At 65.3% G+C, this 26,919-nt stretch carries 19 protein-coding genes; 11 read left to right on the top strand and 8 right to left on the bottom strand.

The features are described 5' to 3' along the window. Positions 1-156: 156 nt before the first annotated feature. Complete coding sequence (locus tag C9427_RS29750; protein WP_107652599.1) at positions 157-2,184, top strand: hydantoinase/oxoprolinase family protein; 2,028 nt, start codon at positions 157-159, stop codon at positions 2,182-2,184. A 258-nt stretch (positions 2,185-2,442) separates the two neighbouring features. Next, on the top strand, positions 2,443-4,617 hold the full coding sequence (locus tag C9427_RS29745; protein ID WP_107652598.1) for a malate synthase G: 2,175 nt from the start codon (positions 2,443-2,445) through the stop codon (positions 4,615-4,617). A 29-nt stretch (positions 4,618-4,646) separates the two neighbouring features. Here C9427_RS29745 and C9427_RS29740 read toward each other — a convergent pair whose 3' ends face one another. Both C9427_RS29740 and gshB read right to left on the bottom strand, forming a co-directional pair. After that, on the bottom strand, positions 4,647-6,179 hold the full coding sequence (locus C9427_RS29740) for a YifB family Mg chelatase-like AAA ATPase (RefSeq protein WP_107652597.1): 1,533 nt from the start codon (positions 6,177-6,179) through the stop codon (positions 4,647-4,649). A gap of 144 nt (positions 6,180-6,323) precedes the next feature. Then, the gene (gene gshB / locus C9427_RS29735; RefSeq protein WP_107652596.1) at positions 6,324-7,265 is read right to left on the bottom strand and encodes a glutathione synthase; all 942 of its coding nucleotides are present in this window, start codon (positions 7,263-7,265) and stop codon (positions 6,324-6,326) included. Between the two features lie 176 nt (positions 7,266-7,441). Here gshB and C9427_RS29730 point away from each other — a divergent pair, with 176 nt between their 5' ends. From C9427_RS29730 to C9427_RS29700, 7 genes are all read left to right on the top strand, one after another. Continuing rightward, entirely contained in the window at positions 7,442-8,791 is a 1,350-nt protein-coding gene (locus tag C9427_RS29730) for a putative bifunctional diguanylate cyclase/phosphodiesterase (protein WP_107652595.1), read from the top strand. Between the two features lie 202 nt (positions 8,792-8,993). Next, positions 8,994-9,761, top strand: a complete 768-nt coding sequence (locus C9427_RS29725) for an SDR family NAD(P)-dependent oxidoreductase (RefSeq protein WP_107652594.1) — start codon at positions 8,994-8,996, stop codon at positions 9,759-9,761. After that, complete coding sequence (locus C9427_RS29720; RefSeq protein ID WP_107652593.1) at positions 9,758-10,717, top strand: 2-dehydro-3-deoxygalactonokinase; 960 nt, start codon at positions 9,758-9,760, stop codon at positions 10,715-10,717. The genes C9427_RS29725 and C9427_RS29720 overlap by 4 nt, the downstream gene beginning before the upstream one ends. Then, positions 10,714-11,355, top strand: coding sequence for a 2-dehydro-3-deoxy-6-phosphogalactonate aldolase (locus tag C9427_RS29715; protein WP_107652592.1), 642 nt, complete (start codon positions 10,714-10,716; stop codon positions 11,353-11,355). Before C9427_RS29720 ends, C9427_RS29715 begins: the two co-directional genes overlap by 4 nt. Continuing rightward, complete coding sequence (locus C9427_RS29710) at positions 11,352-12,233, top strand: SMP-30/gluconolactonase/LRE family protein (RefSeq protein ID WP_107652591.1); 882 nt, start codon at positions 11,352-11,354, stop codon at positions 12,231-12,233. Before C9427_RS29715 ends, C9427_RS29710 begins: the two co-directional genes overlap by 4 nt. Positions 12,234-12,340: 107 nt before the next feature. Next, positions 12,341-13,399, top strand: a complete 1,059-nt coding sequence (locus C9427_RS29705) for a D-alanine--D-alanine ligase family protein (RefSeq protein WP_107652590.1) — start codon at positions 12,341-12,343, stop codon at positions 13,397-13,399. A gap of 95 nt (positions 13,400-13,494) precedes the next feature. Next, entirely contained in the window at positions 13,495-14,781 is a 1,287-nt protein-coding gene (locus tag C9427_RS29700) for a low temperature requirement protein A (RefSeq protein ID WP_208636440.1), read from the top strand. A 106-nt stretch (positions 14,782-14,887) separates the two neighbouring features. Here C9427_RS29700 and C9427_RS29695 read toward each other — a convergent pair whose 3' ends face one another. The 6 genes from C9427_RS29695 to dnaK all read right to left on the bottom strand — a co-directional run bounded on the left by C9427_RS29695 (position 14,888) and on the right by dnaK (position 20,665). After that, positions 14,888-15,175 carry a DUF1330 domain-containing protein gene (locus tag C9427_RS29695; protein ID WP_107652588.1) on the bottom strand — a complete coding sequence of 96 codons (288 nt, stop codon included), beginning with the start codon at positions 15,173-15,175 and terminating at the stop codon, positions 14,888-14,890. Positions 15,176-15,193: 18 nt separating this feature from the next. Further along, positions 15,194-15,892: an orotidine-5'-phosphate decarboxylase gene (pyrF, locus tag C9427_RS29690; RefSeq protein WP_107652605.1), complete on the bottom strand. Its 699-nt coding sequence runs from the start codon at positions 15,890-15,892 to the stop codon at positions 15,194-15,196. 17 nt (positions 15,893-15,909) lie between these two features. Next, positions 15,910-16,506, bottom strand: a complete 597-nt coding sequence (locus C9427_RS29685) for an NADPH-dependent FMN reductase (RefSeq protein WP_107652587.1) — start codon at positions 16,504-16,506, stop codon at positions 15,910-15,912. Positions 16,507-16,586: 80 nt separating this feature from the next. Next, positions 16,587-17,189 (bottom strand): phospholipid N-methyltransferase PmtA, encoded by a 603-nt coding sequence (pmtA, locus tag C9427_RS29680; protein ID WP_107652586.1) that lies wholly within the window; start codon positions 17,187-17,189, stop codon positions 16,587-16,589. Between the two features lie 204 nt (positions 17,190-17,393). Continuing rightward, a complete protein-coding gene (gene dnaJ, locus C9427_RS29675) occupies positions 17,394-18,524 on the bottom strand; it encodes a molecular chaperone DnaJ (protein WP_097574667.1) in 1,131 nt (376 codons plus the stop codon). A gap of 224 nt (positions 18,525-18,748) precedes the next feature. Next, entirely contained in the window at positions 18,749-20,665 is a 1,917-nt protein-coding gene (gene dnaK / locus C9427_RS29670) for a molecular chaperone DnaK (protein WP_107652585.1), read from the bottom strand. Positions 20,666-21,172: 507 nt separating this feature from the next. On the opposite strand from dnaK, the gene C9427_RS29665 reads away from it, so the two are divergent. Then, the gene (locus C9427_RS29665) at positions 21,173-23,125 is read left to right on the top strand and encodes a hypothetical protein (RefSeq protein ID WP_107652584.1); all 1,953 of its coding nucleotides are present in this window, start codon (positions 21,173-21,175) and stop codon (positions 23,123-23,125) included. Positions 23,126-23,135: 10 nt separating this feature from the next. Next, positions 23,136-26,882 carry a DUF7929 domain-containing protein gene (locus C9427_RS29660; protein ID WP_107652583.1) on the top strand — a complete coding sequence of 1,249 codons (3,747 nt, stop codon included), beginning with the start codon at positions 23,136-23,138 and terminating at the stop codon, positions 26,880-26,882. The last annotated feature ends 37 nt before the right edge of the window (positions 26,883-26,919 follow it).

Here is a 26,919-nt window from a genome sequence, read left to right as displayed (position 1 = left end):
CCCTTGCGGGGGAGATGTCCGGCAGGACAGAGGGGGGTGCTGTCCCTCCAACATTGGGCGAGCCTTCCTAACTCTCCATCGTGGCCCAGCGCTCGCGGCTTTATCCGCCGTTCCGTATCGGCTAAGGGGCGGAGACGAAATTCGCCGGACCCGCCAATGACCGCCAAGACCAAATCCTCGCCTTTGTTCCTCGGCATCGACACCGGCGGCACCTACACCGACGCCGTGCTGTGGTCGGAAGCTGGCGGTCCCCAGGGCAAGGTGCTGGCCAAGGCCAAGGCGCTGACCACGCGCCATGACCTCGCGGTCGGCATATCCGGCGCGGTCGATGCGGTGCTGGAGAAATCCGCCACCGATCCGGCGGCGATCAAACTGGTGTCGATGTCGACGACGCTCGCCACCAACGCGCTGGTCGAGGGGCAGGGCGGGCGCGTCGCGCTGGTGATGATCGGCTTTTCCGAGGGCGATCTTGCCCGCGACGGGCTGAAGGCGGCACTCGGCACCGACCCGGTCGTGTTCTGCCCCGGCGGCCATGATGTCCACGGCAATGCGGCCAAGCTCGACCTCGCCGGGCTGGAGGCAGCACTGCCGGAGCTCGGCGCCTCGGTGTCCGGCTTTGCCGTCTGCGCCTACTTTGCTACTCGCAACCCGGCGCATGAGATCGCGGCTCGCGAATTGATCCGCGAAAAGACCGGCCTGCCGGTCACCGCCAGCCACGAACTGTCGGCCAAGCTCGGCGGCCCGCGCCGGGCGCTCACCACGCTGCTCAACGCCCGGCTGATCTCGATGATCGACCGGCTGGTGGCGGCGACCGAAGGGTTTTTGGCCGCCCGCAAGATTGCAGCCCCGCTGATGGTGGTGCGCGGCGACGGCGCGCTGGTGTCGGCCGCCTTTGCCCGCCAGCGGCCGATCGAGACCATCCTTTCAGGCCCCGCAGCCAGCCTGGTCGGCGCCCGCCACATGACTGGGCTCGACAATGCGGTGGTGTCCGACATCGGCGGCACCACCACCGACGTCGCCGTGCTAGATCAGGGCCGCCCCAGGCTCGATCCGGAAGGCGCCACCGTCGGCGGCTTCCGCACCATGGTCGAGGCGGTGGCCATGCGCACCTTCGGGCTGGGCGGCGATTCCGAAGTGGCGCTGGAGGACGGCGCGCTCAACCCGAAAATCCTGCTCGGCCCGCGCCGCCTGGTGCCGCTGGCGCTGGCCGGCATGGTGCATGGCGAGGCCGTCACATCGGAATTGGAGCGCCAGCTGCGCGCGCCGAACCCCGGCCGCATGGATGGCCGCTTCGCCGTGCGCACCGGCGTGCCGGAGCGGCTGGCCGCCGGCCTCACCGCCCCGGAAGCGAGGCTCTACGAGACGATCGGCAGCGTGCCGCTGGCGCTGGACAGGCTGCTCACCTCGAACGCCCAGAACGCCACCTTGAACCGGCTGGTGTCGCGCGGCCTGGTGCATATTTCAGGCTTTACCCCTTCGGATGCCGCCCATGTGCTGGGCAAGCAGGCCAACTGGGATGCGGCAACCGCCCGGCTCGGCGCCGAGCTGTTCGCCCGCAAGCGCGACGGCCGCGGCCAGTTCATTGCCGCCACGCCGGAGGCGATCTCGGAACGCGTGCTGCTGACGCTGACGCGCTGGTCGGCCGAATATATCCTCGAAACCGCTTTCGCTGAGGACGGGCTGGACGGCGCCGCCACCGTGGCGCATGCGCTGGTGCAGCGCGCCGTCGATGCTCACCCCGGCATCGCCCGGCTCAGCGTCGCGCTCGACCGCCCGGTCATCGGCCTCGGCGCCTCGGCGCCGCTGCACTATGCCGGGTTGGCCGAGCTGGTCGGCAACGACTGCGTCGTGCCGGAGGATACCGACGTCGCCAACGCGCTCGGCGCTGTCGTCGGCCAGGTCCGCGTTTCGGCCGAGGCCCGCGTAAGCCAGCCCAAGGAAGGGCTGTTCCGCGTTTCGTCCGGGGAGACAGTGCGCGATTTTCTCGACGAGGCTGCGGCGATCGCGGCCGCCGAGGCCGATGTGCGCGCGCTCGCCGCCGGGCGGGCCAGGGATGCCGGCACCGACAGCGCCGAGATCGAAATCGCCAGCGAGTTCCGCGTCTCCACCGTCGAGGGACAGCGCATGTTCATCGAGGCGCATGTCGTGGCGGTGGCATCGGGAAGGCCGAGGATCGCGGTGTGAGAGCGCCTCTCCTTCTCCCCTTGTGGGAGAAGGTGGATCGGCGCGCAGCGCCGAGACGGATGAGGGGTGTTGGAAGGAATGAGACGATGGTGGTTTCTGGAGCACCCCTCATCCGTCGCCTTCGGCGACACCTTCTCCCACAAGGGGAGAAGGGAAGGGCGCGCCGCCCCCAAAATCCGCCCCTTCACCCTAAGCTGAATTGACCCTGCCAGCCCAACATGCCAAAGGCGCGCAAAGCCTTCGCCTGGAGAAGCCCTGATGACCGATCGCATCGAGATCGCTGGATTGCGGATTGCCCGCGAATTGCACGACTTTGTCGCGCACGAAGCGCTGCCGGGCACCGGCATCGAGGCGGACGCCTTCTGGACCGGCTTTGCCGCCATCGTTAGCGATTTGGCGCCGAAGAACCGGGCGCTGCTGGAAAAGCGCGACGCCATGCAGGAAAAGCTCGACGGCTGGTACCGTGACAACGGCGCCCCGGTCGACATGGAAGCCTACAAGAATTTCCTGAGGGAGATCGGCTATCTCGTGCCGGAAGGGCCGGCCTTCTCGGTCGCCACCGGCAATGTCGACCCGGAGATCGCCCGCGTTGCCGGGCCGCAGCTGGTCGTGCCGGTGATGAATGCGCGCTATGCGCTGAACGCCGCCAATGCCCGCTGGGGCTCGCTCTATGACGCGCTCTATGGCACCGACGCCATCCCCGAGACCGGCGGCGCCGAGAAGGGCAAGGGCTTCAATCCCGCGCGGGGCGCGAAAGTCATCGCCTGGGCGAAAAATTTCCTCGACGAGGCGGTGCCGCTCACCTCGGGCAAATGGGCGGGGGTGAACGGTCTCTCGATTGCCCACGGCATGCTGCGGCTGGGTGAGGGCGCCGGCGCCACCACGCTGGCCGACCCCAGGCAATTTGCCGGCTATCGCGGCGACGCCGCCAACCCCGATGCTGTCCTGCTGGTCAGGAACGGGTTGCACATCGAGATCGTCATCGACCGCGCCAACCAGATCGGCCGCACCGATCCGGCAGGCATTGCCGATGTCGTGCTGGAATCGGCGCTGACCACCATCCAGGACTGCGAGGATTCGGTCGCGGCGGTGGATGCGCAGGATAAGGTCGTGGTCTACCGCAACTGGCTCGGCCTGATGAAGGGCGACCTGGCGGAAGAGATCACCAAGGCCGGCAAGACTTTTACCCGCAAGCTCAATCCCGACCGCGCCTACACCGCGCCCGATGGTTCCACGCTGACGCTGCCCGGCCGCTCGCTGATGCTGGTGCGCAATGTCGGCCACCTCATGACCAATCCGGCGATCCTGGACCGCGACGGCAACGAGGTGCCGGAAGGCATCATGGATGCCGCCATGACGGCGCTGATCGCGCTGCATGATGTCGGGCCGAACGGGCGGCGCGCCAATTCCCGCGCCGGCTCGATGTATGTGGTGAAGCCCAAGATGCACGGCCCCGAGGAAGTCGCCTTCGCCGTCGAGATCTTTGACCGCGTCGAGGCACTGCTCGGCATGCCCGCCAATACCATCAAGATGGGCATCATGGACGAGGAGCGGCGCACCACCGTCAACCTCAAGGAGGCGATCCGCACGGCAAAAGACCGCGTCGTCTTCATCAACACCGGCTTCCTCGACCGCACCGGCGACGAGATCCACACTTCGATGGAAGCCGGCCCGATGATCCGCAAGGGCGACATGAAGCAGGCCGCCTGGATTGCCGCCTACGAAGCCTGGAATGTCGATACGGGCCTCGAATGCGGACTGGCCGGCCACGCCCAGATCGGCAAGGGCATGTGGGCGATGCCGGACCTGATGGCGGCGATGCTGGAGCAAAAGATCGCCCACCCCAAGGCCGGCGCCAACACCGCCTGGGTGCCGTCGCCGACGGCGGCGACGCTGCACGCCACGCACTATCACAAGGTCGATGTGCAGGCCGTCCAGGCGGCGCTGAAGAACCGGCCCAAGGCCAGGCTCGACGACATCCTCTCTGTGCCGGTGGCGGTGCGGCCGAACTGGTCGCCGGCCGACATCCAGGCCGAGCTCGACAACAACGCGCAAGGCATTCTGGGCTATGTCGTGCGCTGGATCGACCAGGGCGTCGGCTGCTCCAAGGTGCCTGATATCCACGATGTCGGCCTGATGGAAGACCGCGCCACGCTGCGCATCTCCTCGCAGCACATCGCCAACTGGCTGCACCACGGCGTCTGCACCTCGGATCAGGTGATGGCGACGATGAAGCGCATGGCGGCCATCGTCGACCGCCAGAACGAGAACGACCCGCTCTACCGGCCGATGGCGCCGGATTTCGAGAACTCCATCGCCTTCCTCGCCGCCTGCGACCTGGTGTTCAAGGGCCGCGTCCAGCCCAACGGCTACACCGAACCGGTGCTGCACGCGCGGCGGTTGGAACTGAAGGCGAAAGAGCAGGCGGGCTGAGGTTCCCCTCCCCTCAAGGGGGAGGGAGCTCACGCCGCCTGCGCCATCCGCTCCGAGCTCATCCGGTAGGAGATCGCTTCGGCCAGATGGATACGTCCGACCGCCTCGCTGGCGTCGAGATCGGCCAGCGTGCGCGCCACTTTCAGCACACGGTGGTAGGCGCGGGCGGAAAAGCCGAGCTTTTCGCTGGCGTCCTTGAGCAGCGACAGGCCGGATGCATCCGGCATGGCGATCTCCTCGATGACCGAAGGCGAGCAATGTGCGTTGGTGGTGGCGGAGGTGACGCCAAGCCGTTCGAAACGCTCGCGCTGGATGGTGCGGGCGCGCGCCACGCGCAACGCCACATCGGCGCTTTTCTCCGCCCGGTCGGGCCGGATCAGATCGCCGGCCGAGACCGCCGGCACCTCGATCCTGAGATCGATGCGGTCGAGCAGCGGGCCTGAGATGCGCGCCTGGTAATCGGTGCGGCAGCGGTCGCCGCGCAGGCAGCGATAGCCGGGCTCGCCGGCCATGCCGCAGCGGCACGGGTTCATCGCCGCGACCAGCTGGATGCGGGCCGGATAGGTGACGCGGTGGTTGGCGCGCGCGATCATGCAGTCGCCGGTCTCGAGCGGCTGGCGCAGCGCGTCGAGCGTCTGCGGCGAGAATTCCGGGAACTCGTCGAGGAACAGCACGCCGTGATGGGCAAGGGAGGCCTCGCCCGGCCGCACCCGCAAGCCGCCGCCGACCATCGCCGCCATCGAGGCCGAATGGTGCGGGGCGCGGAACGGCCGCCGGTCGGTCAGCTTGCCTTCGCCGAGCTCGCCCGCGACCGAGGCGATCATCGACACTTCCAGAAGCTCCTTCGGCGCCAGCGGCGGCAGGATCGACGGCAGCCGCTGCGCCAGCATCGATTTGCCCGAGCCTGGCGGGCCGACCATCAGCAGGTTGTGCCCGCCGGCCGCAGCCACCTCGAGCGCCCGCTTGGCGCTCTCCTGGCCCTTGATATCGGAGAGGTCGGGCAGGTCGCGCGGCGCCAGCTTGATGCCGGCTTCGGGCCTGTACAGCACCTGCGTGCCGCGGAAATGGTTGGCGATCGCAATCAGGCTGCGCGGCGCCAATATATCGAACTCCTTGCCGGCCCAGGCCGCTTCCGGCCCGCAGGCGAACGGGCAGATCAGGCCCTTGCCCTCGGCATTGGCGCCGATCGCCGCCGGCAGCGCGCCGGCCACCGCGGCGATGGTGCCGTCGAGCGACAATTCGCCAAGCACGACATAGCCGGCCAGCATGTCGCCCGGAATGGCGCCGAGTGCCGCCATCAGCCCAAGCGCGATCGGCAGATCGTAGTGGCTGCCTTCCTTGGGCAGGTCGGCCGGCGCCAGATTGACCGTCACTTTTTTCGACGGCATCGACAGGCCGGAGGCATGCAACGCCGCCTGCACCCGCTCGCGGCTTTCGGCCACCGCCTTGTCGGCTAGGCCGACAATATGCATGCCGACCTTGCCCGGCGCGATCATCACCTGGACGTCTACCGGCACGGCCTCGATGCCCTGGAAAGCGACCGTGCGAACCCGCGCCACCATTCTAATCTGCCCCCGGATACCGGCTTGCCCGAAGCCCATGCGATCATGCCGCGAACGGCGTCACCGCAGACAACCACAGATTTCCGTCTTAGGCAAGAACATTACGGGAACAACGGAGTGTCGCGTTCGGCGACGCAAGAGCAATTACTTCCGCTTGCCCTCGACACAATCCCAGAACAGCCCAGCGATATCGGCGCCGCCAAAACGCAGGACCTCGCGCAGGCCGGTCGGCGAGGTCACGTTGATCTCGGTCATGTAGTCGCCGATGACGTCGATGCCGACCAGGATAAAACCGCGCTCTTTCAGCGACGGGCCGATGCGGGCGCAGATCTCGCGCTCGCGCTCGGTCAGCTCGGTCTTCTCGGCGCGGCCGCCGACATGCATGTTGGAGCGGGAATCGTGCTCGGCCGGCACCCGGTTGATGGCGCCGACCGCCTCGCCGTCGATCAGGATGATGCGCTTGTCGCCCTTGCGCACGTCCTTGAGATAGCGCTGCACGATATAGGGCTCGCGGAACATCTGGCCGAACATTTCGAGCAGCGAGGCAAGGTTGCGGTCGGCCTCGTGCAGATGGAAGATGCCGGCGCCGCCATTGCCGTAAAGCGGCTTGACGATGATGTCGCCGAACTCCTTGCGGAAGGCGGTGACTTCCAGGGGGTCCTTGGTGATCAGCGTTTCCGGCATCAGGTCGGGAAATTCGGTGACGAAGATCTTTTCCGGGCTGTTGCGCACCCAGGCCGGGTCGTTGACGACCAATGTCCTGGGATGGATGCGCTCGAGGATATGCGTCGTCGTGATGTAGTTCATGTCGAAAGGCGGATCCTGCCTGAGCAGGATGATATCCATCTCAGACAGGTCGGTGCGCACCTTCTCGCCCAGCGAATAATGGTTGCCCTTCTCGTCGCGGACTTTCAGCTCCTCGATGCGCGCGAACACCTTGCCGTCGCGCATCGACAGCCGGTCGGGCGTGTAGTGAAACAGCTGGTGGCCGCGCCGCTGCGCTTCCAGCGACAGCGCGAACGAGGTGTCGCCGGCAATCGAGACGGTGGAGACGTGGTCCATCTGGACGGCGACTTTCAACTTCACGGCAGGTCTCCAATGCTCATCGACAGCGATATACGGAACTTGGCGCCTTCTGCCAATTGGCCAGAGCCGTTATGACGCACGCTTCGCTTGGCGCAGGGATACGTTTCCTAAACGGTTTGCTGCCAGTGTTTGCCGCCAGTGTCGGAATTTATTCCGGCTTGAAGACAGGGACACCGATGCAAACTCCGTTTGGCACCGGGCAGACAGGCAGGGACGGCACGGATCAGGCCTTTACCGATCCGCTGACCGGGCTGGGCAATCATCGCCGCTTCTTCGACAAGGTCGACCGCCTGATCAGCGACCGCGCCGACGATCCGGCGCCGTTCGCCGTCGGCATCCTCGATCTCGACGGCTTCAAGCCGATCAACGACCTGTTCGGGCACAAGGCCGGCGACGATATACTGGTCCAGGTGGCAATGCGGCTGCGCGCTTCGATGGACAGCTACTCCACCGTCTGCCGCATCGGCGCCGACGAATACGCCTTTCTCTATCCGATGGTGTTCAGCGAAGAGGCGGTCGCCGCAAGATCGCGCATGCTGATCGAGATCCTCTCGGCGCCCTACGATGTCGGCGAACGCACCGCCAGGCTTTCGGCCTCGGTCGGCTGCTCGCTGTTTTATTCGGGCGACGAGACCACCGAAATCCTGGTCAGCAAGGCCGAGACGGCGCTCTACCATGCCAAGCGTTCGGGCCGCGGGCGGGTCGTCGTCTACAGCCGGGAAATGGAAGAGGCGGCCAAGCGCGTCACCCGCATCGAGCAGGCGCTGCGCCGCGCGGTTTCGGCCGGCGAGGTCGAGCCGCATTTCCAGCCCATCGTCGATCTCAGGACCCGCCGCGCCGTCGGCTTCGAGACGCTGGCGCGCTGGACCGATCGCGATCTGGGTCCGGTCTCGCCCACGGTTTTCATCCCGATCGCCGAGGAACGCGGCATCATCGGTCCCCTGTCGCAGCTTGTGTTGCACAAGGCCGCCGAGGCGGCCAGAACCTGGCCGAAAGACCTGTTCCTGTCCTTCAACCTGTCGCCGTCGCAGCTCGTCGACCAGAACACCGGCCTGCATATATTGTCGATCCTCGACCGCACCGGCTTCGATCCGCGCCGGCTGGAGATCGAGATCACCGAAACCGGCCTGATGAACGATCCGGCGTCCGCCGAGAAGACCGTCGAGGACCTGCGCCGCGTCGGCATCCGTGTCTCGCTTGACGATTTCGGCACCGGCCAGTCCTCGCTCGGGCGGCTGCGCGAATTCCATTTCGACAAGCTAAAGATCGACCGCGCCTTCGTCGCCTCCATTCTCGACGATCGCCCGTCGGAACACATCATCCGGGCAATCCTGGCCATGTGCGAAGGGCTCGGCATGGATGTGGTCGCCGAAGGTATCGAGGAGGAGGCGCAGGCCCAGCGTCTTATCCAGTTGGGCTGCGCCGGCGGGCAGGGGTTCCTGTTCGGCCGGCCGGCCGATGCCGACGCCACGCTCGCCTATATCAGGGATACGTTCCGCAGCGGCATGCGCGCAACAGTGGCCTGACGACCGGGCGGCGCGGCGCGACGGTCCTGCCAGACTTGATGCATGTCGCGCAAAAGCATGCCCACGGGCTTGACCCGAGGGTGCGCAGCGGTTTTGCGTTGCATAAAGACAAGCCAGCGAATCTGCTTTTTCGCCCTTGCTCCCTCGACCTGGCTGGATAGGATGCGCGCCGGCCGGACAGGGCCTGGATCGGGAGAGAAAAATGATGCCATCGGCGCGTTTTGTTGACCTTGAAGGGGCTTCGGTGTTGATCACCGGCGGTGGTTCCGGCATCGGCGCCGCCTTGACCGAAGGTTTTGCCCGCCAGGGCGCGAAGGTCGCCTTCATCGACATCGCCGAGCGTCCGAGCCTGGCACTGGCCGACCGCATCGAAAAAGAGCTCGGCCGGCGGCCGCTCTATCTCAAGGCCGATCTGCGCGACATCGAGGCGCTGCGCGCCTCTGTCGCCATGGCGGTTGAGGCGCATGGCGATGTCACCGTGCTGGTCAACAATGCCGCGCTTGACGATCGCCATGCCGTGGAAGACGTCACCGTGGAATTCTGGGACAACAACCAGGCGATCAATCTGCGCCCGCATTTCTTCACCGCACAGGCGGTGGTGCCGGGCATGAAGCGGGCTGGCGGCGGATCGATCATCAACTTCACCTCGACGTCGTTTCTGATGAATTTCCCCGACATGCCGGCCTATACCGCTGCCAAGGCCGGCATTGTCGGCCTGACCAAGGGCCTTGCCGGCAATCTCGGCGCCGACCGCATCCGCGTCAACGCCGTTGCGCCGGGCTGGGTGATCACCGAACGGCAGAGAGAGCTGTGGGTCACCGAAGAGCGGATCGCTGCCCATGTCGCCAAACAATGCATCAAGGACGTCATGCAGGCCGACGACCTCGTCGGCACGGTGCTGTTCCTGGCCTCGGATGCCTCGCGCATGCTGACGGCGCAGACGCTGATCGTCGACGGGGGTTACCTGTGAGGCCAGGGACTGCGAGCAACGCGCCGGCGGTCGCGGCGGTCGACTGGGGCACCACCCGTCTCAGGGCCTGGCTGCTTGACAGTGCCGGCACGGTGCTTGCCGAACGCCGTGGCGACGACGGGCTGATCACCGCGCGCGAAAAGAGCTTTTCGACCGTGCTCGAAGGCCACCTCGCCGCCATGGGCGCCCCGGCGTCGCTGCCCGTCATCATCTGCGGCATGGCCGGCTCGCGCCAGGGCTGGCTGGAGGCGCCTTACGTCACCGTGCCGGCCCCGATCGGCGCCATCCTGGCGGAGGCGGCCCGCATTCCCGGCCAGCGCCGCGACATCCGCATCGTGCCCGGCCTCGCCCAGCGTCATGCCGATACACCCGACGTGATGCGCGGCGAGGAAACGCAGCTTGCCGGCGCCGGTTTGCCGGCAAAGGGCCGCCATCTCGTCTGCATGCCGGGCACCCATTCGAAATGGGTCGTCGTCGAGGACGGTTCGGTCGCCGGTTTCGGCACCTGGCCGACCGGCGAGCTTTATTCGGTGCTGGCGGCGCATTCGATCCTGCGCCATTCGCTGGGCGAGCAGCCCGGACCGGTCACTTCGGACAATCCGTTCTTCCGGCGCTGGTGCGAGCGCGCGCTGGCCGAAGGCGGCGATGTCACATCGAGACTGTTTGCCATCCGCGCCGCCGGCCTGCTGCAGGACCTGAAAGCCGACGATGCCGCCGCTTGCCTGTCCGGTCTGCTGATCGGCGGCGAGATCGCCTCGGCCAGCCGCCGCTATGGGAAGAGCGCCGAGCCAATCGTGCTGATCGCATCCGGCGGGCTCGGCGCGCTCTATGCCGAAGCGCTCGCCCTCGCCGGGTTCGGCCTCAGGACCGTCGATGCCGACGAGGCAGTGCGCGCCGGCCTGGTCGAGGCGGCGCGCGAAAATGGCATGATCGCCGCAAGTGGAGTTGCCGCATGACCGAGACCGCACCTTTTCCGAAGCTTGGGCGCGGCCTCGTCGCCATCCTGCGCGGCCTCAGGCCGGACGAGGCGGTGGCCGTCGGTCAGGCGGTTTTCGAGGCCGGCATCGAAGCCATCGAAGTGCCGCTCAATTCGCCTGAGCCGTTTGTCTCCATCGCCAGCATCGTCAAGGCGCTTCCCGGGACGGCGCTGGTCGGCGCCGGCACGGTACTGACATCAGGCGATGTCGATGGCCTGCACAAGGCTGGCGGGCGGCTGCTGGTCAGCCCCAACATCGATGCCAAAGTGATGGCCCGCGCGATGAAGTACGGCATGGTGACGATGCCCGGCGTGTTCACGCCCACCGAGGCGTTCCAGGCCATCCGGCTCGGTGCCTCGGCGCTGAAATTCTTTCCGGCCAGCGTGCTTGGCGCCGCCGGCATCGCGGCGATGCGCGCGGTCTTGCCCGCCAGGACGCTGGTCGGCGCGGTCGGCGGTGTCTCGGACAAGGACTTTGTCGGCTACAAGGCAGTCGGCGTCAGCGTCTTCGGCCTCGGCTCCAGCCTGTTCAAGCCTGGCATGAGCGTCGATGAGGTGGCGACACGGGCGCGGACCGCCGTTACGGCCTGGGATGCGGCGTTTGGAGCAGCGCCATGACCGAGATCATCGTTTCCGTCTTTTCCGATCATGTCTGCCAGCTCGGCGAGGGGCCGAGCTACGACCCGGCCACCGATACGCTCTACTGGTTCGACATCGTCAACGGCCAGCTTCTGGAAAAAAGCTTGTCCGGTGGCGCGACCACCGCCCACGACCTTGGCCAGATGGCGAGCGCCATCGCCATCATCGACGGGCAGCGCCAGTTGATCGCCACCGAGACCGGCCTCTTTGTCCGCGATGTCGCGACCGGCAAGCTGACGCTGCATACGCCGATCGAGGCCGATAATGCTGTCACCCGCTCGAACGATTCCCGCGTCCACCCGTGCGGCGCCTTCTGGGTCGGCACGATGGGCAAGGGCGAGGAGAAGGGCGCCGGCTCGATCTACTGGTTTTTCAAGGGCGAGTTGCGGCAACTCTATTCCGGCATCACGGTGTCGAACTCGATCTGTTTTTCCGAGGATGGCACGGTCGCCCATTACACCGACACCAGCACCGGCCTTTTGATGCGCGTCGGCTGCGATCCGGCAACCGGGCTGCCGGTTGGCGAACCAAAGGTCTTCGTCGATCACCGCTCGGCCAAAGGCTATATCGACGGCTCGGTGTTCGACCGTGACGGCATATTGTGGAACGCCTGCTGGGGCGGCAGCGTCATCGAGGCCTACGCGCCCGACGGCAAGCTCGTCCGTACGGTCGCGATGCCGGTGACGCAGCCGTCCTGCCCGGCCTTTGTCGGCCGGAATGCCGACCGGCTGGCGGTCACCTCCGCCTGGTCGGGCAAGAGTGAGAAGCAGCGCCTGCTGGACCTCCAGGGCGGCATGACATTTCTGCTCGACATCCCGGTAAACGGCCGCCTCGAGCCGCGCGTGCTGATCGCTTGAGCATGACCACGCTGTCGTGCGGGCATCCGGCCGGTGTCGGTTCAGCGAAAGCCTGATACATTGGCCATGCGATGCTAGGCGATCGCGCCGCCAGGAATCGCTCACCCATGTCAAGCCGCAAGCCGAAGCTGATCCTCGTCTACGAGCCGGAAAAGGCCTGCATCGACCGGCTGGTCGCCGATGGCCATTTGCCGGAACGCGCCGCCGAGATCGCCTCCTATCTGGCGCAATCGACCGATATCGCGCCCGAGTTCGACGCGCTGGCGGCGGCCTGCCTGAAGCGCGGGCTGTCCTTCGCGCCGGTGGCGCTCGACGATGCCGCCAGCGCGCTCGCCGGCGAGGACCCCAGGGTGACGCTGGTCTGGACGCTGACCGACGGCATCGCCTATTTCCGTGGCGGCGCCGCACCTGCTCTGGCGAGGCTGAACGGCCTCAAGGTGATTGGCGCCGACGATGCGCTGTTTGCGCTCTGCCAGGACAAGTTCCGCGCCGGCGCCGTGCTCGGCGCCCTCGGCCTGCCTGTGCCGCAGGCCGGCCTCGCCCGCGACGGCCGCTGGCTGGTCGAACCGCCGGCCTCGCCGGCCGGCTGGTTCGTCAAGCCGAACCGGCTCGGCGCCAAGATCGGCATCTGGCCGGATTCGCATAGCGGCGATCTCGGCCACGCGCTTGAACTCAGCCGGCGCGTCTTTGCCGCCTATCGCGACGATGTCGTCGTGCAGCCCTATGTCGCCGGGCGCAATGTGCGCGCAAGTTTTCTGGGTCTGAAGCCGGACACTGGCGTCGAGGCGCTCGGCATCGCCTTTGTCGATTCAGGTGGCGATTTCCAGACCATGGCCGACAGCCTGGCGCTCTACGGCGACACCGGCGAGGCAGCCAAGGCGGCGGGAAAGTATATGGAGCCGGTGCTTGAGTCGGTTGCCGACAGCCAGCCGGGCGCCGCCGCAACAATCCGTCGCATCGCCGAGCGGCTGGTGACCGGGTTCGGCCTGCGCGATGTGTTTTCCATCGATTTCAGGGTCGAGGCGGACGACCATGTTCACCTCATCGAATTCGAGGTCTGTCCCGGCCTGCCCTGCTTCGATTTCCGCGCCTATTGCCGCACGCAATGGGGCCTGAGCCTGGCGGATGCCATGGCCGAAACCGCTGCCAACCGACTGTCGGACTGACCACCGGAACGGCTCGCGCCGGCAGTGCGATAGCCGCGCCTTGACGCGTTTCGCTTGGCCTATACTGTCGTGGCATCGTCAGCGAAAGCCGCGCAATGAGCACCACGCCTGTCAGGTCCGAGAGCCTTCACCATCATATCCGGCGCATGAGCGGACGCGATCCATATGAGGGGCATAGGACCGCGACCCCGCTCGAACTTCTGTTCGACCTGACCTTCGTCACCGCTTTCAGCTTTGCCGCTTCCCAACTCGCCCATGCGCTGGCTGAAGGCCACTACCTTGCAGGCCTGCTCGGCTTTGGCTTCGCCAGCTTTGCCATCTGCTGGGCCTGGATAAATTTCTCGTGGTTCTCCTCGGCCTATGACACCGACGACTGGGCCTTCCGCCTCGTCACCATGGTGCAGATGATCGGCGTGCTGGTGCTGGCGATCGGCCTGCCGCGCATGTTCGCCTCCATCGAACACGGCGAGCACCTCGACAATTCGATCATGGTGCTGGGTTACGTGATCATGCGCTTGGCCATGGTCTTCCAGTGGCTGCGCGCTGCCAGGCAGGATCCTGTCCGGCGCCGGGCCTGTCTGACCTATGCCATCGCCGTCTCGATCGCCCAGATCGGCTGGGTGGTGCAGATCGTCGTTGATTTTCCGGTCGGCGTGAGCCTCATACTCGCCTGCATCCTCGCAGTCATCGAATTGGCGGGGCCGGTGATAGCGGAAGGCAAGGACGGCGGCACGCCCTGGCACGCCCATCACATGGCGGAGCGCTACAGCCTGTTCGCCATCATTGCCCTGGGCGAGGGAGTCGTCGGCACCCTCGCAACGCTGTCGGCCGTGGTCGAGGAACAGGGCTGGACAATGGACGCGGCGCTGGTCTGCATCGCCGGCACCGGGCTGACTTTCGGGATGTGGTGGGTCTACTATATACTGCCTTCCGCCCGGGTACTTCACAGCCACCGCGAGCGCTCATTCGTCTGGGGTTATGGGCAAATGGTGATTGTAACCGCCATCGTCGCAACCGGCGCCGGCCTCCATGTCGCGGCCTATTTCATCGAGCACAAGGCTCACATCGGCCCGCTCGCGACGCTGCTTACCGCCGCCGTTCCCGTGGGTGTTTTCCTGGGGTCGATCTATGCGCTCTACTACTATCTGGTGCCGCGCTTCGATCCCCTGCATGCCTGGCTGCTTGTCGCGACGGCGGCGGTCGTCGCACTCGCCGTTTTCGCCGCGCTTGCCGGCGTCGACATGGCGATTTGCCTCGTCATTCTCATGCTCGCCCCCGCCGTCACGGTCGTCGGCTACGAAATGCTCGGGCATCGGCACCAGGCCGAGGCGCTCGCCAACGACCAGGGCCTAACTCCAGACCAGCCTGCGACCTCGACCTAAAGCGCGTCGCGTTCGACCGGCCTCATGCGACGCGCTTTAGGTTCCTGTTTTTATGCATGTCGCTACCGCAAAAAACCGCTGCACACTTTGCGCGACATGCATTAAATCATGTCCCCTCGACCAGCACGATCTCGCCATCGGCGACCTTCTGGCGGATGGCGACGGCGCGCTGATATTCCGGCGAGTGGTAGCAGTCATGCGCGTCGGCGAGCGATGGAAATTCGATGATCACGTTGCGTGCGCGGCCAGGCCCCTCGGCCTTTTCATGCTCGCCGCCGCGCGCCAGGAATTTTACGTCGAAGCGGTCGAAGGCAAGCTTGGCGGCGGCGACGTAGTCCTTGTAGCCTTCGGCGTCGCGCACATCGACGCGGGCGATCCAGTATCCCTTTGGCATGCTTTCTCTCCGAAATTGTTAAGCCGAGCGCATCTCGGCCAAGATGGCTTCCGCGACCGCTCGCCTGTCGGCCGCGCCGACGATCGGCCGGCCGACGACGAGATGGCTGGAGCCGTTGCGGATCGCCTGCGCCGGCGTCACCACGCGTTTCTGGTCGCCATGGTCGCTGCCCTTGGGCCGTATTCCCGGCGTCACCACGGCCATGTTGGGGCCGACGATCCGGCGCACCGCTTCCGCTTCCTCGGCCGAGCAGACGATGCCGCCCATGCCGGCATGCAGCGCCTGTTCGGAACGCCTCAGCACCAGCGTATGCGGGTCGTATTCATAGCCGGCGTCGATCACGTCCTGCTCGTCCATCGAGGTCAAAACGGTGACGGCGAGCAGGCAGAGATCGCTGCCCCTGGCGGCCTCGACCGCCGCCCGCATCGTCTTGGGATACGCATGCAGCGTCAGCATGGTCATGCCCATCTTGACGATGTTCTCGACGCCCTTGGCCACCGTGTTGTCGATGTCGAGCAGCTTCATGTCGAGGAAGATCTTGGTGCCGCCGCTGGCGAGTTCGCGGGCGAAATCCAGCCCGCCGGCGAAGGCGAGCTGATAGCCGATCTTGTAGAAGGAAACGACGCCGTCGAGCTCACGCACCGCCTTTTCGGCCTCCTTCAGCGTCGGCACGTCGAGGCCGACGATCAGCCTGTCCTGCATGGTGCCGGCGCGCATGGCGTCTTCGGCGTGGATCACGTCTCGATCCGGGTGGACAGCATGCGCGAGGTTTCGATCAGCGTGCGGCATAGGTGCTCCATCGATTTGTGCAGTCTTTCGTCCCTGAAATTCCCGGCCTCGTCGAAGGCGTTGCCGCCCCCCGGCACCGAGCACTCCGGCGTCACCACCTCCATCTGGCAACGCACCAGAACGGCGCGCAGATGGTTGATGCAGCGTATCCCGGCGAAGTTTCCTTTGGAAGACGAGCAGAGGCCGGCGACCTTGCCGGCAAGCGGCCTGAACGAGCGGCTGCCATCCCGGCGCGCCCGGCTCACCCAGTCGATGCTGTTCTTGAGCAGCGGCGGGATGGAGCCATTATATTCCGGCGTCGCGATCAGCACGCCGTCATGGGCGGCGATCAGCCGGCCGAGCTTCATGGCGTTTTCAGGGATGCCCTTTTCCTTTTCCAGATCCTCGTCCAGGATCGGCAGCGGATAGTCGGCAAGCGAGATGCGGGTCACCTCGGCGCCCTGCATGGCAAGTTCCTTCTGCGCCACATCGGCGGTCCTGCCGCTATAGGCGCCTGATCGAACCGAGCCGGCGAAGACAAGAATTTTCGGGATCAGGGACATTGCTTCGCAAAGGGCGTAGGCAGTAGGGAATAGGCAGTAGGAGATCGGCGGCTCCTGACTATTCCCTACTGCCTACTCCCTTATCCCTCCCTTCGGTAGATCCATAGCTGCGTCGGCGGGATGTTGCGTATGATGAAGTCGAAATGCTTCACCGTATAGTCGCCGCGGCCGGGCGGGATCGGCGACAGCGGGCCATAGGTCAGCTGCACGACCGGGCGGCCTACGGGGATACGGTCGAGCAGGCTTTCGATATAGGCGATGCGCTGGGCGACCGGAAAATTGAGCAGCGGCACGCCGGAGACGACCGAATCGAACACCATGTCGCGTCTGTCGCCAAGCGTGGCGTCGAGATTGAAGGCGTCACCCTCGATAACGTTGACGCCGGGATAGAGCCGGCGCAGATGGCGCACGAAATCAGTTGAATATTCAACCGCATAAAGATTCTCAGGCCGCACACCATGGGCGAGGATGGCACGGGTGATGACGCCGGTTCCGGGTCCGACTTCGAGCACCGGCAGGCCCGATTTGGGATTGACGATCGAGGCCATCTTGCGGGCGGTGATGGAACTGGTCGGCACGATCGAACCGACCGCCTTCGGCTTGTCGATCCAGCCCTTGAAGAACTTCAGTTCGTCGTCGAACTTTTCTGCCAGCGCTTTTCGCAATCCGGGACCACGTGCCATGCAAGTTCTCCTGAACGCTCCCCCGGGACGCTACTTAGCAGCTACGGGGTTCAAGGCAAGGCGAATGCCCGCATAAGGTGTTGATGACGCTAAGGCATGTCGCGCAAAAGTGCGTAGCGGTTTTGCGATAACGACATGCCCCAAAAACGAAAGTCCAAAGCCTTGCGAGCAGGTCAATTATACACCTTGCCCGCTTGAATTGCTTCAGCGCTCGCCGAAGGCCTCGAAAAAGTCCTTCATGCGGGCGAAAAAGCCGCTCGACTGGGGCGAATTGTCCTGCGAGGAAAGCTGCTCGAACTCTTCCAGCAGCTCGCGCTGGCGGCGCGACAGGTTCTGCGGCGTCTCGACCGCGGTCTGGATGTAGAGATCGCCGACATTCGGCTGGCGCAGCACCGGCATGCCCTTGCCCTTGAGGCGGAACTGGCGGCCATTCTGGGTGCCTTCGGGCACCTTCACCTTGGTCTGGGTGCCGTCCAGCGTCGCCACTTCGAAGGAGCCGCCAAGGGCGGCCGTCGTCATCGAGATCGGCACCTTGCAATAGAGATCGGCGCCGTCGCGCTGGAAGAATTCGTGCGGCTTGACCGCGAGGAAAATATAGAGATCGCCGGACGGGCCGCCGCGCAGGCCGGCCTCGCCCTCATTGGCAAGCCGGATGCGGGTGCCGTCCTCGATACCGGCCGGGATGTTGACCGACAGCGAGCGCTCCTCGGTGACGCGGCCCTGGCCGGCGCATTTCGGACACGGCTCCTTGATGGTCTGGCCACGCCCCTGGCATTGCGGACAAGTACGCTCGATCGAGAAGAAGCCTTGCGTGGCGCGCACCTTGCCATGGCCGTTGCACATCGAGCAGGTGACCGGCTGGGTGCCCGGCTTGGCGCCGCTGCCGGAACATTCCGTGCAAGAGATCGAGGCCGGCACGTGGATTTGCGCAGTCTTGCCCGCAAATGCCTCTTCCAGCGTGATTTCCATATTGTAGCGCAAATCGGCGCCGCGCTCGCGCCCGCCCGACGAACGGCGCTGGCGCCCGCCCATCATGTCGCCGAAAATATCCTCGAAAATGTCGGCGAAGCCGCCGGCGCCAAAGCCCTGCGCCCCGCCATTCATGCCGCCATGTTCGAAGGCGGCGTGGCCGAAGCGATCATAGGCTGCGCGCTTCTGCGGGTCCTTCAGCGTCTCGTAGGCCTCGTTGATTTCCTTGAACTTGTGCTCGCAGGAATGGTCGCCGGGATTGCGGTCGGGATGGAACTGCATGGCGAGCTTGCGGAAAGCGCTCTTGAGCTCCTTGTCGTCGGCGCCTTTCTCGACGCCCAGCGTTTCGTAGAAATCAGCTTTCATCTTTTCCCGCAGTCCGGATACTCAACGTCTCTAGGCACTTTGTCTCTAGGCTCTTTGCGTCGTTTGCCGGCACGTTGTTTCGATTTAGGTGCGATGGCGCCGGGATGCCAGTGTCGAGAAGGGGTTGCCCGCATTTTTTCGACAAGGCCTGCATTTTTTCGGCGAGGGTTGCAAAAAAGCCCGGCTGTGCGCCGGGCTTTTCGCTCTATTCGCCGTCAGACGGCTCAGGCCGACTTCTTCTTGTCGTCGTCCTCGTCGATTTCCTCGAAATCGGCATCGACCACGTCCGAGTCCTTGGCGGCATCCGCCTTGGCGTCGGCTTCCGCGGCTTCCTTCTGCGAAGCCTCGTACATGGCCTGGCCGAGCTTCATCGAGACTTCGGCGAGCGCCTGCGTCTTGGCCTCGATCTCGGCCGCGTCGTCGCCTTCGGCAGCCGTCTTCAGCGCCGCGATCGCGTCGGCGATCGCCGTGCGGTCGGCCTCGGGAACCTTGTCGCCATATTCCTTCAGCGACTTCTCCGAGGAATGCGCCAGCGCTTCGGCCTGGTTGCGGGCCTCGACCAGCGCGCGCCGCTTCTTGTCGGCCTCGGCATTGGCCTCGGCGTCCTTCACCATCTTCTCGATGTCGGCATCCGACAGACCACCGGACGCCTGGATGCGGATCTGGTGCTCCTTGCCGGTGCCCTTGTCCTTGGCCGAGACGTTGACGATGCCGTTGGCGTCGATGTCGAAGGTGACTTCGATCTGCGGTACGCCGCGCGGCGCCGGCGGAATGCCGACCAGGTCGAACTGGCCGAGCGCCTTGTTGTCGGCGGCCATTTCGCGCTCGCCCTGGAAGACGCGGATGGTCACGGCCGACTGGCTGTCTTCCGCCGTCGAGAACACCTGGCTCTTCTTGGTCGGGATCGTCGTGTTGCGCTCGATGAGGCGCGTGAACACGCCGCCCAGCGTCTCGATGCCGAGCGACAGCGGCGTCACGTCGAGCAACAGCACGTCCTTGACGTCGCCTTGCAGCACGCCGGCCTGGATGGCGGCGCCCAGTGCGACAACCTCATCCGGGTTGACGCCCTTGTGCGGCTCCTTGCCGAAGAACTGCTTCACGATCTCCTGGATCTTGGGCATGCGGGTCATGCCGCCGACCAGGACGACCTCATCGATCTCGCCGGCCTTCAGGCCGGCATCCTTGAGCGCCGCCTTGCAGGGTTCGATGGTGCGCTGGACGAGATCCTCGACCAGGCTTTCGAACTTGGCCCGGGTCAGCTTCAGCGTCAGGTGCTTGGGGCCGGTGGCGTCCGCAGTGATGAAGGGCAGGTTGATCTCGGTCTGCGTGGTCGACGACAGCTCGATCTTGGCCTTTTCAGCCGCTTCCTTGAGGCGCTGCAGCGCAAGCTTGTCGTTCTTCAGGTCGATGCCCTGTTCCTTCTTGAACTCGGCCGCCAGATATTCGACCAGGCGCATGTCGAAATCCTCGCCGCCGAGGAAGGTGTCGCCATTGGTCGACTTCACCTCGAAGACGCCGTCGCCGATCTCGAGCACCGAAATGTCGAAGGTGCCGCCGCCAAGGTCATAGACGGCGATGGTCTTGCCTTCCTTCTTGTCGAGGCCGTAGGCGAGGGCGGCAGCGGTCGGCTCGTTGATGATGCGCAGCACTTCGAGGCCGGCGATCTTGCCGGCGTCCTTGGTCGCCTGGCGCTGGGCGTCGTTGAAATAGGCCGGAACGGTGATGACCGCCTTCTCGACCTTCTCGCCGAGATAGGCCTCCGCCGTTTCCTTCATCTTCTGCAGGATCATCGCCGAGATCTGGCTGGGCGACTGCTTCTTGCCGCCGGCCTCGACCCAGGCATCGCCATTGTCGCCCTTGACGATCTTGTAGGGGACAAGCTTCTTGTCCTTTTCCGTCACCGGATCGTCATAGCGGCGGCCGATCAGGCGCTTGACCGCAAAGATGGTGTTTTCAGGATTGGTGACCGCCTGGCGCTTGGCCGGCTGGCCCACAAGGCGCTCGCCGTCGCTGTTGATGGCGACGATGGAAGGGGTGGTGCGCGCGCCTTCCGCATTCTCGATGACCTTCGGCTCCTTGCCATCCATGATGGCGATACAGGAGTTGGTCGTTCCCAGATCGATACCGATAACTTTTGCCATTTTTCTAGTCTCTCCGCTAAGCAGGCTCTCAGGACCCGTAAGGCGTTCCGACGAAAGCCCCTGTTCACAAGAAATTCCGTTCCCAGCAACCGGCATTCCGGCGCTGAACGGCTTGGCGCGTATATAAGAACAGGCTGCGCAACGCGCAAGCACTCTGCGCAAGGCGTCAATCACCCTTTGCTACAGCATCCCCATGAACCTTTCCGCGTCCGTCCGCGACTGATGCTCAGGCGCCGCATGGCGCGGCCCGGAAAGGACAGCCCGATGACTGGAAAACCAGAGGTTCCACGGTTTGCGGGAGCAACAGCGGCGCGGCGCGGCCATCGCTTTCGGGACGGGGTCGATACGCTGGGCTTTCCGCCGATTGCGTTGACCCTGCCGAAGTGCAGGCGTATCGTGGGGAAAGCAGGCAATTCGATCAGGGAAAAACGTGCCGGAAGCCCGCGCCTTGCCCTGATTTGCGCGGCCAGACCGGATGTTTCTCCTGCAGCCCGCGGGGGAAATTTCATGTCTTGTGAACACGGCTCGTTCGTGCCCGCCGGCCGCTTGCGCCGCGCGCTGCATAAAACCATCGGGCTCCTGGCGATCGGCGCCAGCCTGTGGCTTGGCGCTGCCGCCCGGGCGCAGGAAACACAGATCATCCACCCAGGCTCAATGGCGGTGACCGGATTTTCCGGCACCATCATCCCCAATTTCGAGGAGGGCCTGCCGCCAGGCATCGATCCGGTCGACGAGACCTTCATCGACACAGTGCGCGCCACCTTGCGCGTTTTCGACGTTTCAGGGCTGGGCGGGCCGGCTTCGGGCCAGCTCGTCTACACGCCGCCGCCTTTCGAGGTGACCGCCGGGCAGATCGGTCAGGTGTTCGCCATCACCTATGACGATGGCGTGCGCGATGGCGTTCCATCAGGCATTCCGAACCTCTATGCCGGCGCCACCTCGCTCCACGGCATCCGCATCGTCACACCGGACGCCGATGATGACGGGCGGCCCGAGCGCCAGCGCCGCGGTGCGGCCGGCGCCACCTTCATAGACGGCCAGTTCGGCACGGAAAATGGCGGCGGACCGGGCACGATCTGGAAGATCGACGGCATCACCGGCGCCGTTTCCAAATTCGCCGATCTCGACGCCAACAGCGGTCCCGGCATCGGCGACATCAGCTTCGACAACATCCACCGCCAGTTCTTCGCCTCGGACCTCGACACCGGGCTGATCCACCGCATCGACGCCAACGGCGCGCCGGTCGACACTTTCGACCATGGCATTGCCGGGCGCCCGGCGCACGGTCTGGCCCCTGTCGCCGACGACGGCTCGGTGATGGACATTCAGGGTGCTGCTTTCGACAGCGAAGACCCCGACACATGGGGTTATACGCAGGACGAGCGCCGCGTCTGGTCCGTCGCCTATCATGGTGGACGGCTCTATTATTCGGTCGGCGAAAAAGCCGAGATCTGGTCGGTGGGCATTGCCCGCGACGGCAGTTTCGCCGGCGATCCGCGCTGGGAACTGACGGTCAAGGCCGACAAGGACTACGCCGTCACCGACATCGCCTTCGACAACAAGGGCTTCATGTACCTGGCCCAGCGCGGTCCGGTCGAAAACCGCTACGACTACAGCCAGTTCGCCGATTCCGGCGAAGGCGAGGTCATCCGCTACTGGCGCGAAAACCCGGACGATCCGGCGACGGAATCGGTCTGGGTGGAAATGCCGCAGGAATATGCGGTCGGCTTTCCGCAGGATAACCGGCAATCGGCCGGCGGCCTCGACCTGCAATATGGCTATGATGCCGACGGCAATCTCGACACATCGGTCTGCACCGATACGCTGGTCAAGTCAGGCGACAAACTGCGCGACAATCCGGCATTGGGCGAACAGCTCGCCGCTGGCGGGCCGCTCGCCGTACACGGTGTTCAGATCACGCCGACACCGCTGGTCAAGCCGGCCAATGTGCCGCCTTTCGGCTCCTGGTTCGTCGATTTCGACGGCTATTTCGAGGACCCGGAAGTCGAAGGCCATGTTGGCGATGTCGAGGTCTGGCGCCCCTGCGAAGGCCGTGCCGGCTACTACGACGAGATGCCTGGCGGCGGCTATCTGCCGCCCTTCTATCCGCCGGATTTTCCGCCTCCCGGCAATCTGCCTCCCTGTCTCGATGTCGAGGATGTCAGGTATTTCTGCACACCCTCAGGCCTCGAGGCCGATCTCTATCTCCATGACCAATCAGGCTTTGGCGGCGATTCGATCAAGGCGCAGTCGAGGACGCCTGGCGTCGGGGTGAGCGCACCCCTCTCGCATGCTCCCGGCTCCCCCTACACGGTCAACATCACCGGCCACTACCCTGGCGATACGGTCGATGTCGGGCTCTGCTTCTACAGGCAGTCCGACCGCGACAAGGGCGGCTATTACCCTTGCTGCAAGATGACCGTGCCGCTCAGAACCCCAGCCGTCAGCTGCGAACGTTGAGGAGGGGAAGATGAAAAATCTCGCACTTTCCCCGCTCGCGGCAAACGGCAAGTCAACCGTCAGCATTCAGGCAAGAGTCTGGGAGACGATCATGAAACCCCTGTCATATGCCAGGCGCGGCGCGCGCTGGCTGATGGCGGCCGGTATCGCGGTCGCCATGCTCAGCCCGGTGCACGGCTTCGCCGACGATCTTGCGCCGGCCAAGATTGCACCAGTCAAGACTGCCCAGGCCGACATCGACAAGCCGCAGCCGATCGATCCCGATTCGATCGTGATCGCCGGCCCGGAACCGAAGCTCGAACTCGACAATCCGCGTGTCGTCAATCCCGAACGCGGACGGATCGTGCCCTTCTTCACCAAGAAGGGCGGCCAGAGAAGCTGCGATTATGTCTTCTATACGCTGAGTTTCGGTCTGCGCGGCAATGCGCAAGCTTTTGCCAATCCGGCATTTGCGGCCGTGCTGAAAAAGGCGCAGCTCGACTTCAAGGACCAGCTTCCGCATGGCTTGAAGATCGTCAACGTGAATGTCTCCGGCGACGGCACGGATGCCGCCGGCGGAGCGTTGCCCGCTGCCACGATCAGCAGCTCGGCCAATCCCGACGATACGGCTGAAGTTTCCGATTTCCGGATTTCCGCCAGCGATCTCGATGGCATTGGCGCCGCGAATGAACGTGTCATCACCTTCCAGATCACCGCCAGGATCGACCATGCGGTGTTCCCTGCGCCGGCCATGGTCGACAACCAGGGCATGATCAAAGTGACGGTTGGACCCGGCACGGGGACCATCATCCCGTCGCAGGATCCGGGCAAGCCGGACGACGGCAATTTCCTGACCGGCGAAAAGACTTCGATCAGGATCGACCTGACCAAGTGCAACCCGCCGCCGCCCCCTCCCGGCAAGGAATGCTTCAAGGTCGAACGCGGCACGGTCGATTGCGTGCCCGGCGGCGGCGCCTTCATCTACCACATGCCGGTCGGCCCGGAGATGGGCGGCAAGTGGGTGCAGGTTTCGACGACGACGCCCGGCATCACCATCATACCCAACACGCAAAAGGTGCCGGCCGGCGGCGGCGTGCTCGACTGGAAGATCGTCGGCGCCTCGCCTGGAGACGTCATCCACCTGATCGTCACCGGCATCGAAACCTATGCCGGTCCGAAGGAAGGCTGGGGCCTGTGCTGCACGCAGACGATCGACATCGTCATCCCGCGTGACCAGAGATGCCCGCCGAAGGACAAGGAACCGGATCTCAAGGTCGAAAAACGCGCCGATGTGACGCGTTGCACGATGGTCGGCGGCTGCAACTTCACCATCAGGGTCACCAATGTCGGCGATGGGCCCTATAACGGCAAGATCGTCCTCGACGAGGTGACGCTGCCTGCAGGTTCGACGCTGGACTCAGGGCCCAATCCGCCCTGGGTCTGCGTGCCCGGAGTAACCCCGATGAGTTGCACCCATCCGGTGACCACGCTCAATCCGGGCGCCTCTGTCGACCTCAAGCTCGGCTTCAAGCCGGCCGGCGGCTGGCAAGGCCGGGCCTTGCGCAACTGCGCCAGCTATAATTATGGCGCCAGCGGCAAGCCGCTGTTCGGCAGCCAGCAGAACGATCGCGGCTGCGCCTCGATCCCGATCTGCCGGCGTGGCGACCGCGACTGCCGGCCGCCGGTGGAGAAGAAGGTCGATCTCATCCTGAAGAAGCGCGCCCGCACCGAATTCTGCTCGGCCGACGGCGTCTGCACCTTCGTGATCGACATCATCAACAATGGCAGCGTACCCCATAACGGGCCGCTGACAGTCATCGACACCTATCCCGGCGGCGCGCCGACATCCTCGACCTTCGGCCCGACCCCGCCCTGGACATGCGGACCCAACGGCCCCGGCCAGTTCCGCTGCGACAATGCCGGCATCGTGCTGATGCCGGGCGCCTCGACGCCGATCTTCGTCAAGGCGGTGATGCCGGCCGGCTACCGGCCGGACACGGTCGAGAACTGCGCCGAGGTCAAGGCCATTGCCGGTGAGAACGACCTCACCAACAACAGGGCCTGCGCCAAGGAACGCATCCGTCATCCCAATGGCGGCCAGCCGGCGCTGCGCATTACCAAGGTGTGCAACGGCGCGCTGGCGGGTGCAGCAGTGGTCTCCTGCCACATCACCATCAACAGCGTCGGCACGGTTGCCCCCACCGGGCCGGTGCGGGTCAACGATGCCGCCACGTTGGTGGCCGGCGGCGCGCCCGTCCAGATCCAGACCGTCACACCCGACGGCGCGGAATGGGCGTGCGGACCGGTGCCGGCCAACACGCTGTCGTGCCAGATTCCCGGCGGCGTCATGACGCCCGGAACCAGCCGCCACTTCGACGTGACGGTTGCCGGCAATGGCGAGTTCGAAAACTGCGCGCGGGGCTCCTACGGCCCGGCGCCAGGCGACGACATCGTCTATCCCGTAGGCAAGGCCTGCGCCAAGGGCGGCGGCACGTCCACCATCCGCGTCGAGAAGACCGGCGACGCCGAGTGTCGGCCCGGCCAGCCCTGCTCGTTCGACATCACCATCACCAACGAAGGGACGAACCCATTCTCCGGTCCGGTGCGCATCGGCGATGCGATCGGCATCGAAGGCCTCGGCCGGCTGGAAGGCGTCGCGATCACCTCGATCGAACCGCCCTTTGGCTGCTCGCCGGAACCGGCGACCTTGCCTTTGTCCTGCATCGCCAACCTGACGCTCGGCGCCGGGGAAAGCCACGTTCACAACGTGACCGTGGTGCTTCCCGACGACGGCCGCCTGGCCAATTTGCAAGGCACGGTCAATGGCCAGAACTGCGTCGGTGTGCTCTCTCCCGACACGCGGGTGCTAGGCGGCGGCGATGCACTGTCCGGCAATCAGGCCAATGTGCAGGGCGATCGTGGCAAAGCCTATGCCTGCCATCCCTTCACCATCAGGAACGAGGTGAAGAAGGAATGCTCTGCAGGCTTTGTCATGAACGATGCCGGCCGGTGCGTCTGCCCGCCTGGCACGAGATTCCGCAACGGCCAGTGCTCGTCGGGTGGCGGCACGGTCATCATACCGAAGCCGAAAGACCCGCAGCGCTGCGTGCTGCTCAAGGGCCAGATCCGCACCGAGGACGGGCGTTGCATCTGCCCGCGCGGAACCGAGTTGGACAACGGCAGATGCGTGTCGACCGACCAGCCGCCCGTCCGGCAGTGCAAGTTGCTGCCTGGCCAGATCCGGACCCAGGACGGCGATTGCATCTGCCCCAGAGGAACGGAACTGAGAGGCGACGCATGCCGGCCGATCCGCAAGAAACCACCCGTCGAGGAACAGTGCAAGCTGCTGCGCGGCCAGATCCGCACCCAGAGCGGCGACTGCATCTGCCCGCGCGGGACGGAGCTGCGAGGCAGGGCTTGTGTGCCGATCCGCAAGAAGCCCGAAGTGGAACAGTGCACCATCCGCGGCCAGGTCCACAACAAGCGCGGCGCCTGCGTCTGCCCGAGGGGCACCGAGGTGATCAGAGGCGCATGCCGCCGGGTTCAGGTGGAATGCGCGCCCGGATCGCGGTTCATCGACGGCCAGTGCCAGCCGATCATCAAGCGGCGCTGCCCGGTCGGGACAGTCGGGCGGTATCCGGACTGTACCCCGGTCCGCCGGCGGCCGGGCGTGGAGATCAATCCGAATCTCCTGAACCCGAACATCCTGCAGCAGCTTGTGCCGAGGCAAAAGCAACGGATTCCCCTGAAGCAGGATCCGGCGCGCATATTGAACTGACTATCCGTACCCCGCCGGAGCGATCCGGCGGGGCTGG

Origin of the sequence: Mesorhizobium helmanticense (assembly GCF_003034915.1) — a bacterium.
GTDB classification, from domain to species: Bacteria; Pseudomonadota; Alphaproteobacteria; order Rhizobiales; family Rhizobiaceae; genus Mesorhizobium; species Mesorhizobium helmanticense.
Note: the sequence above shows the minus strand (reverse complement) of the source record. Positions and strands in the feature narration are given on the sequence as shown.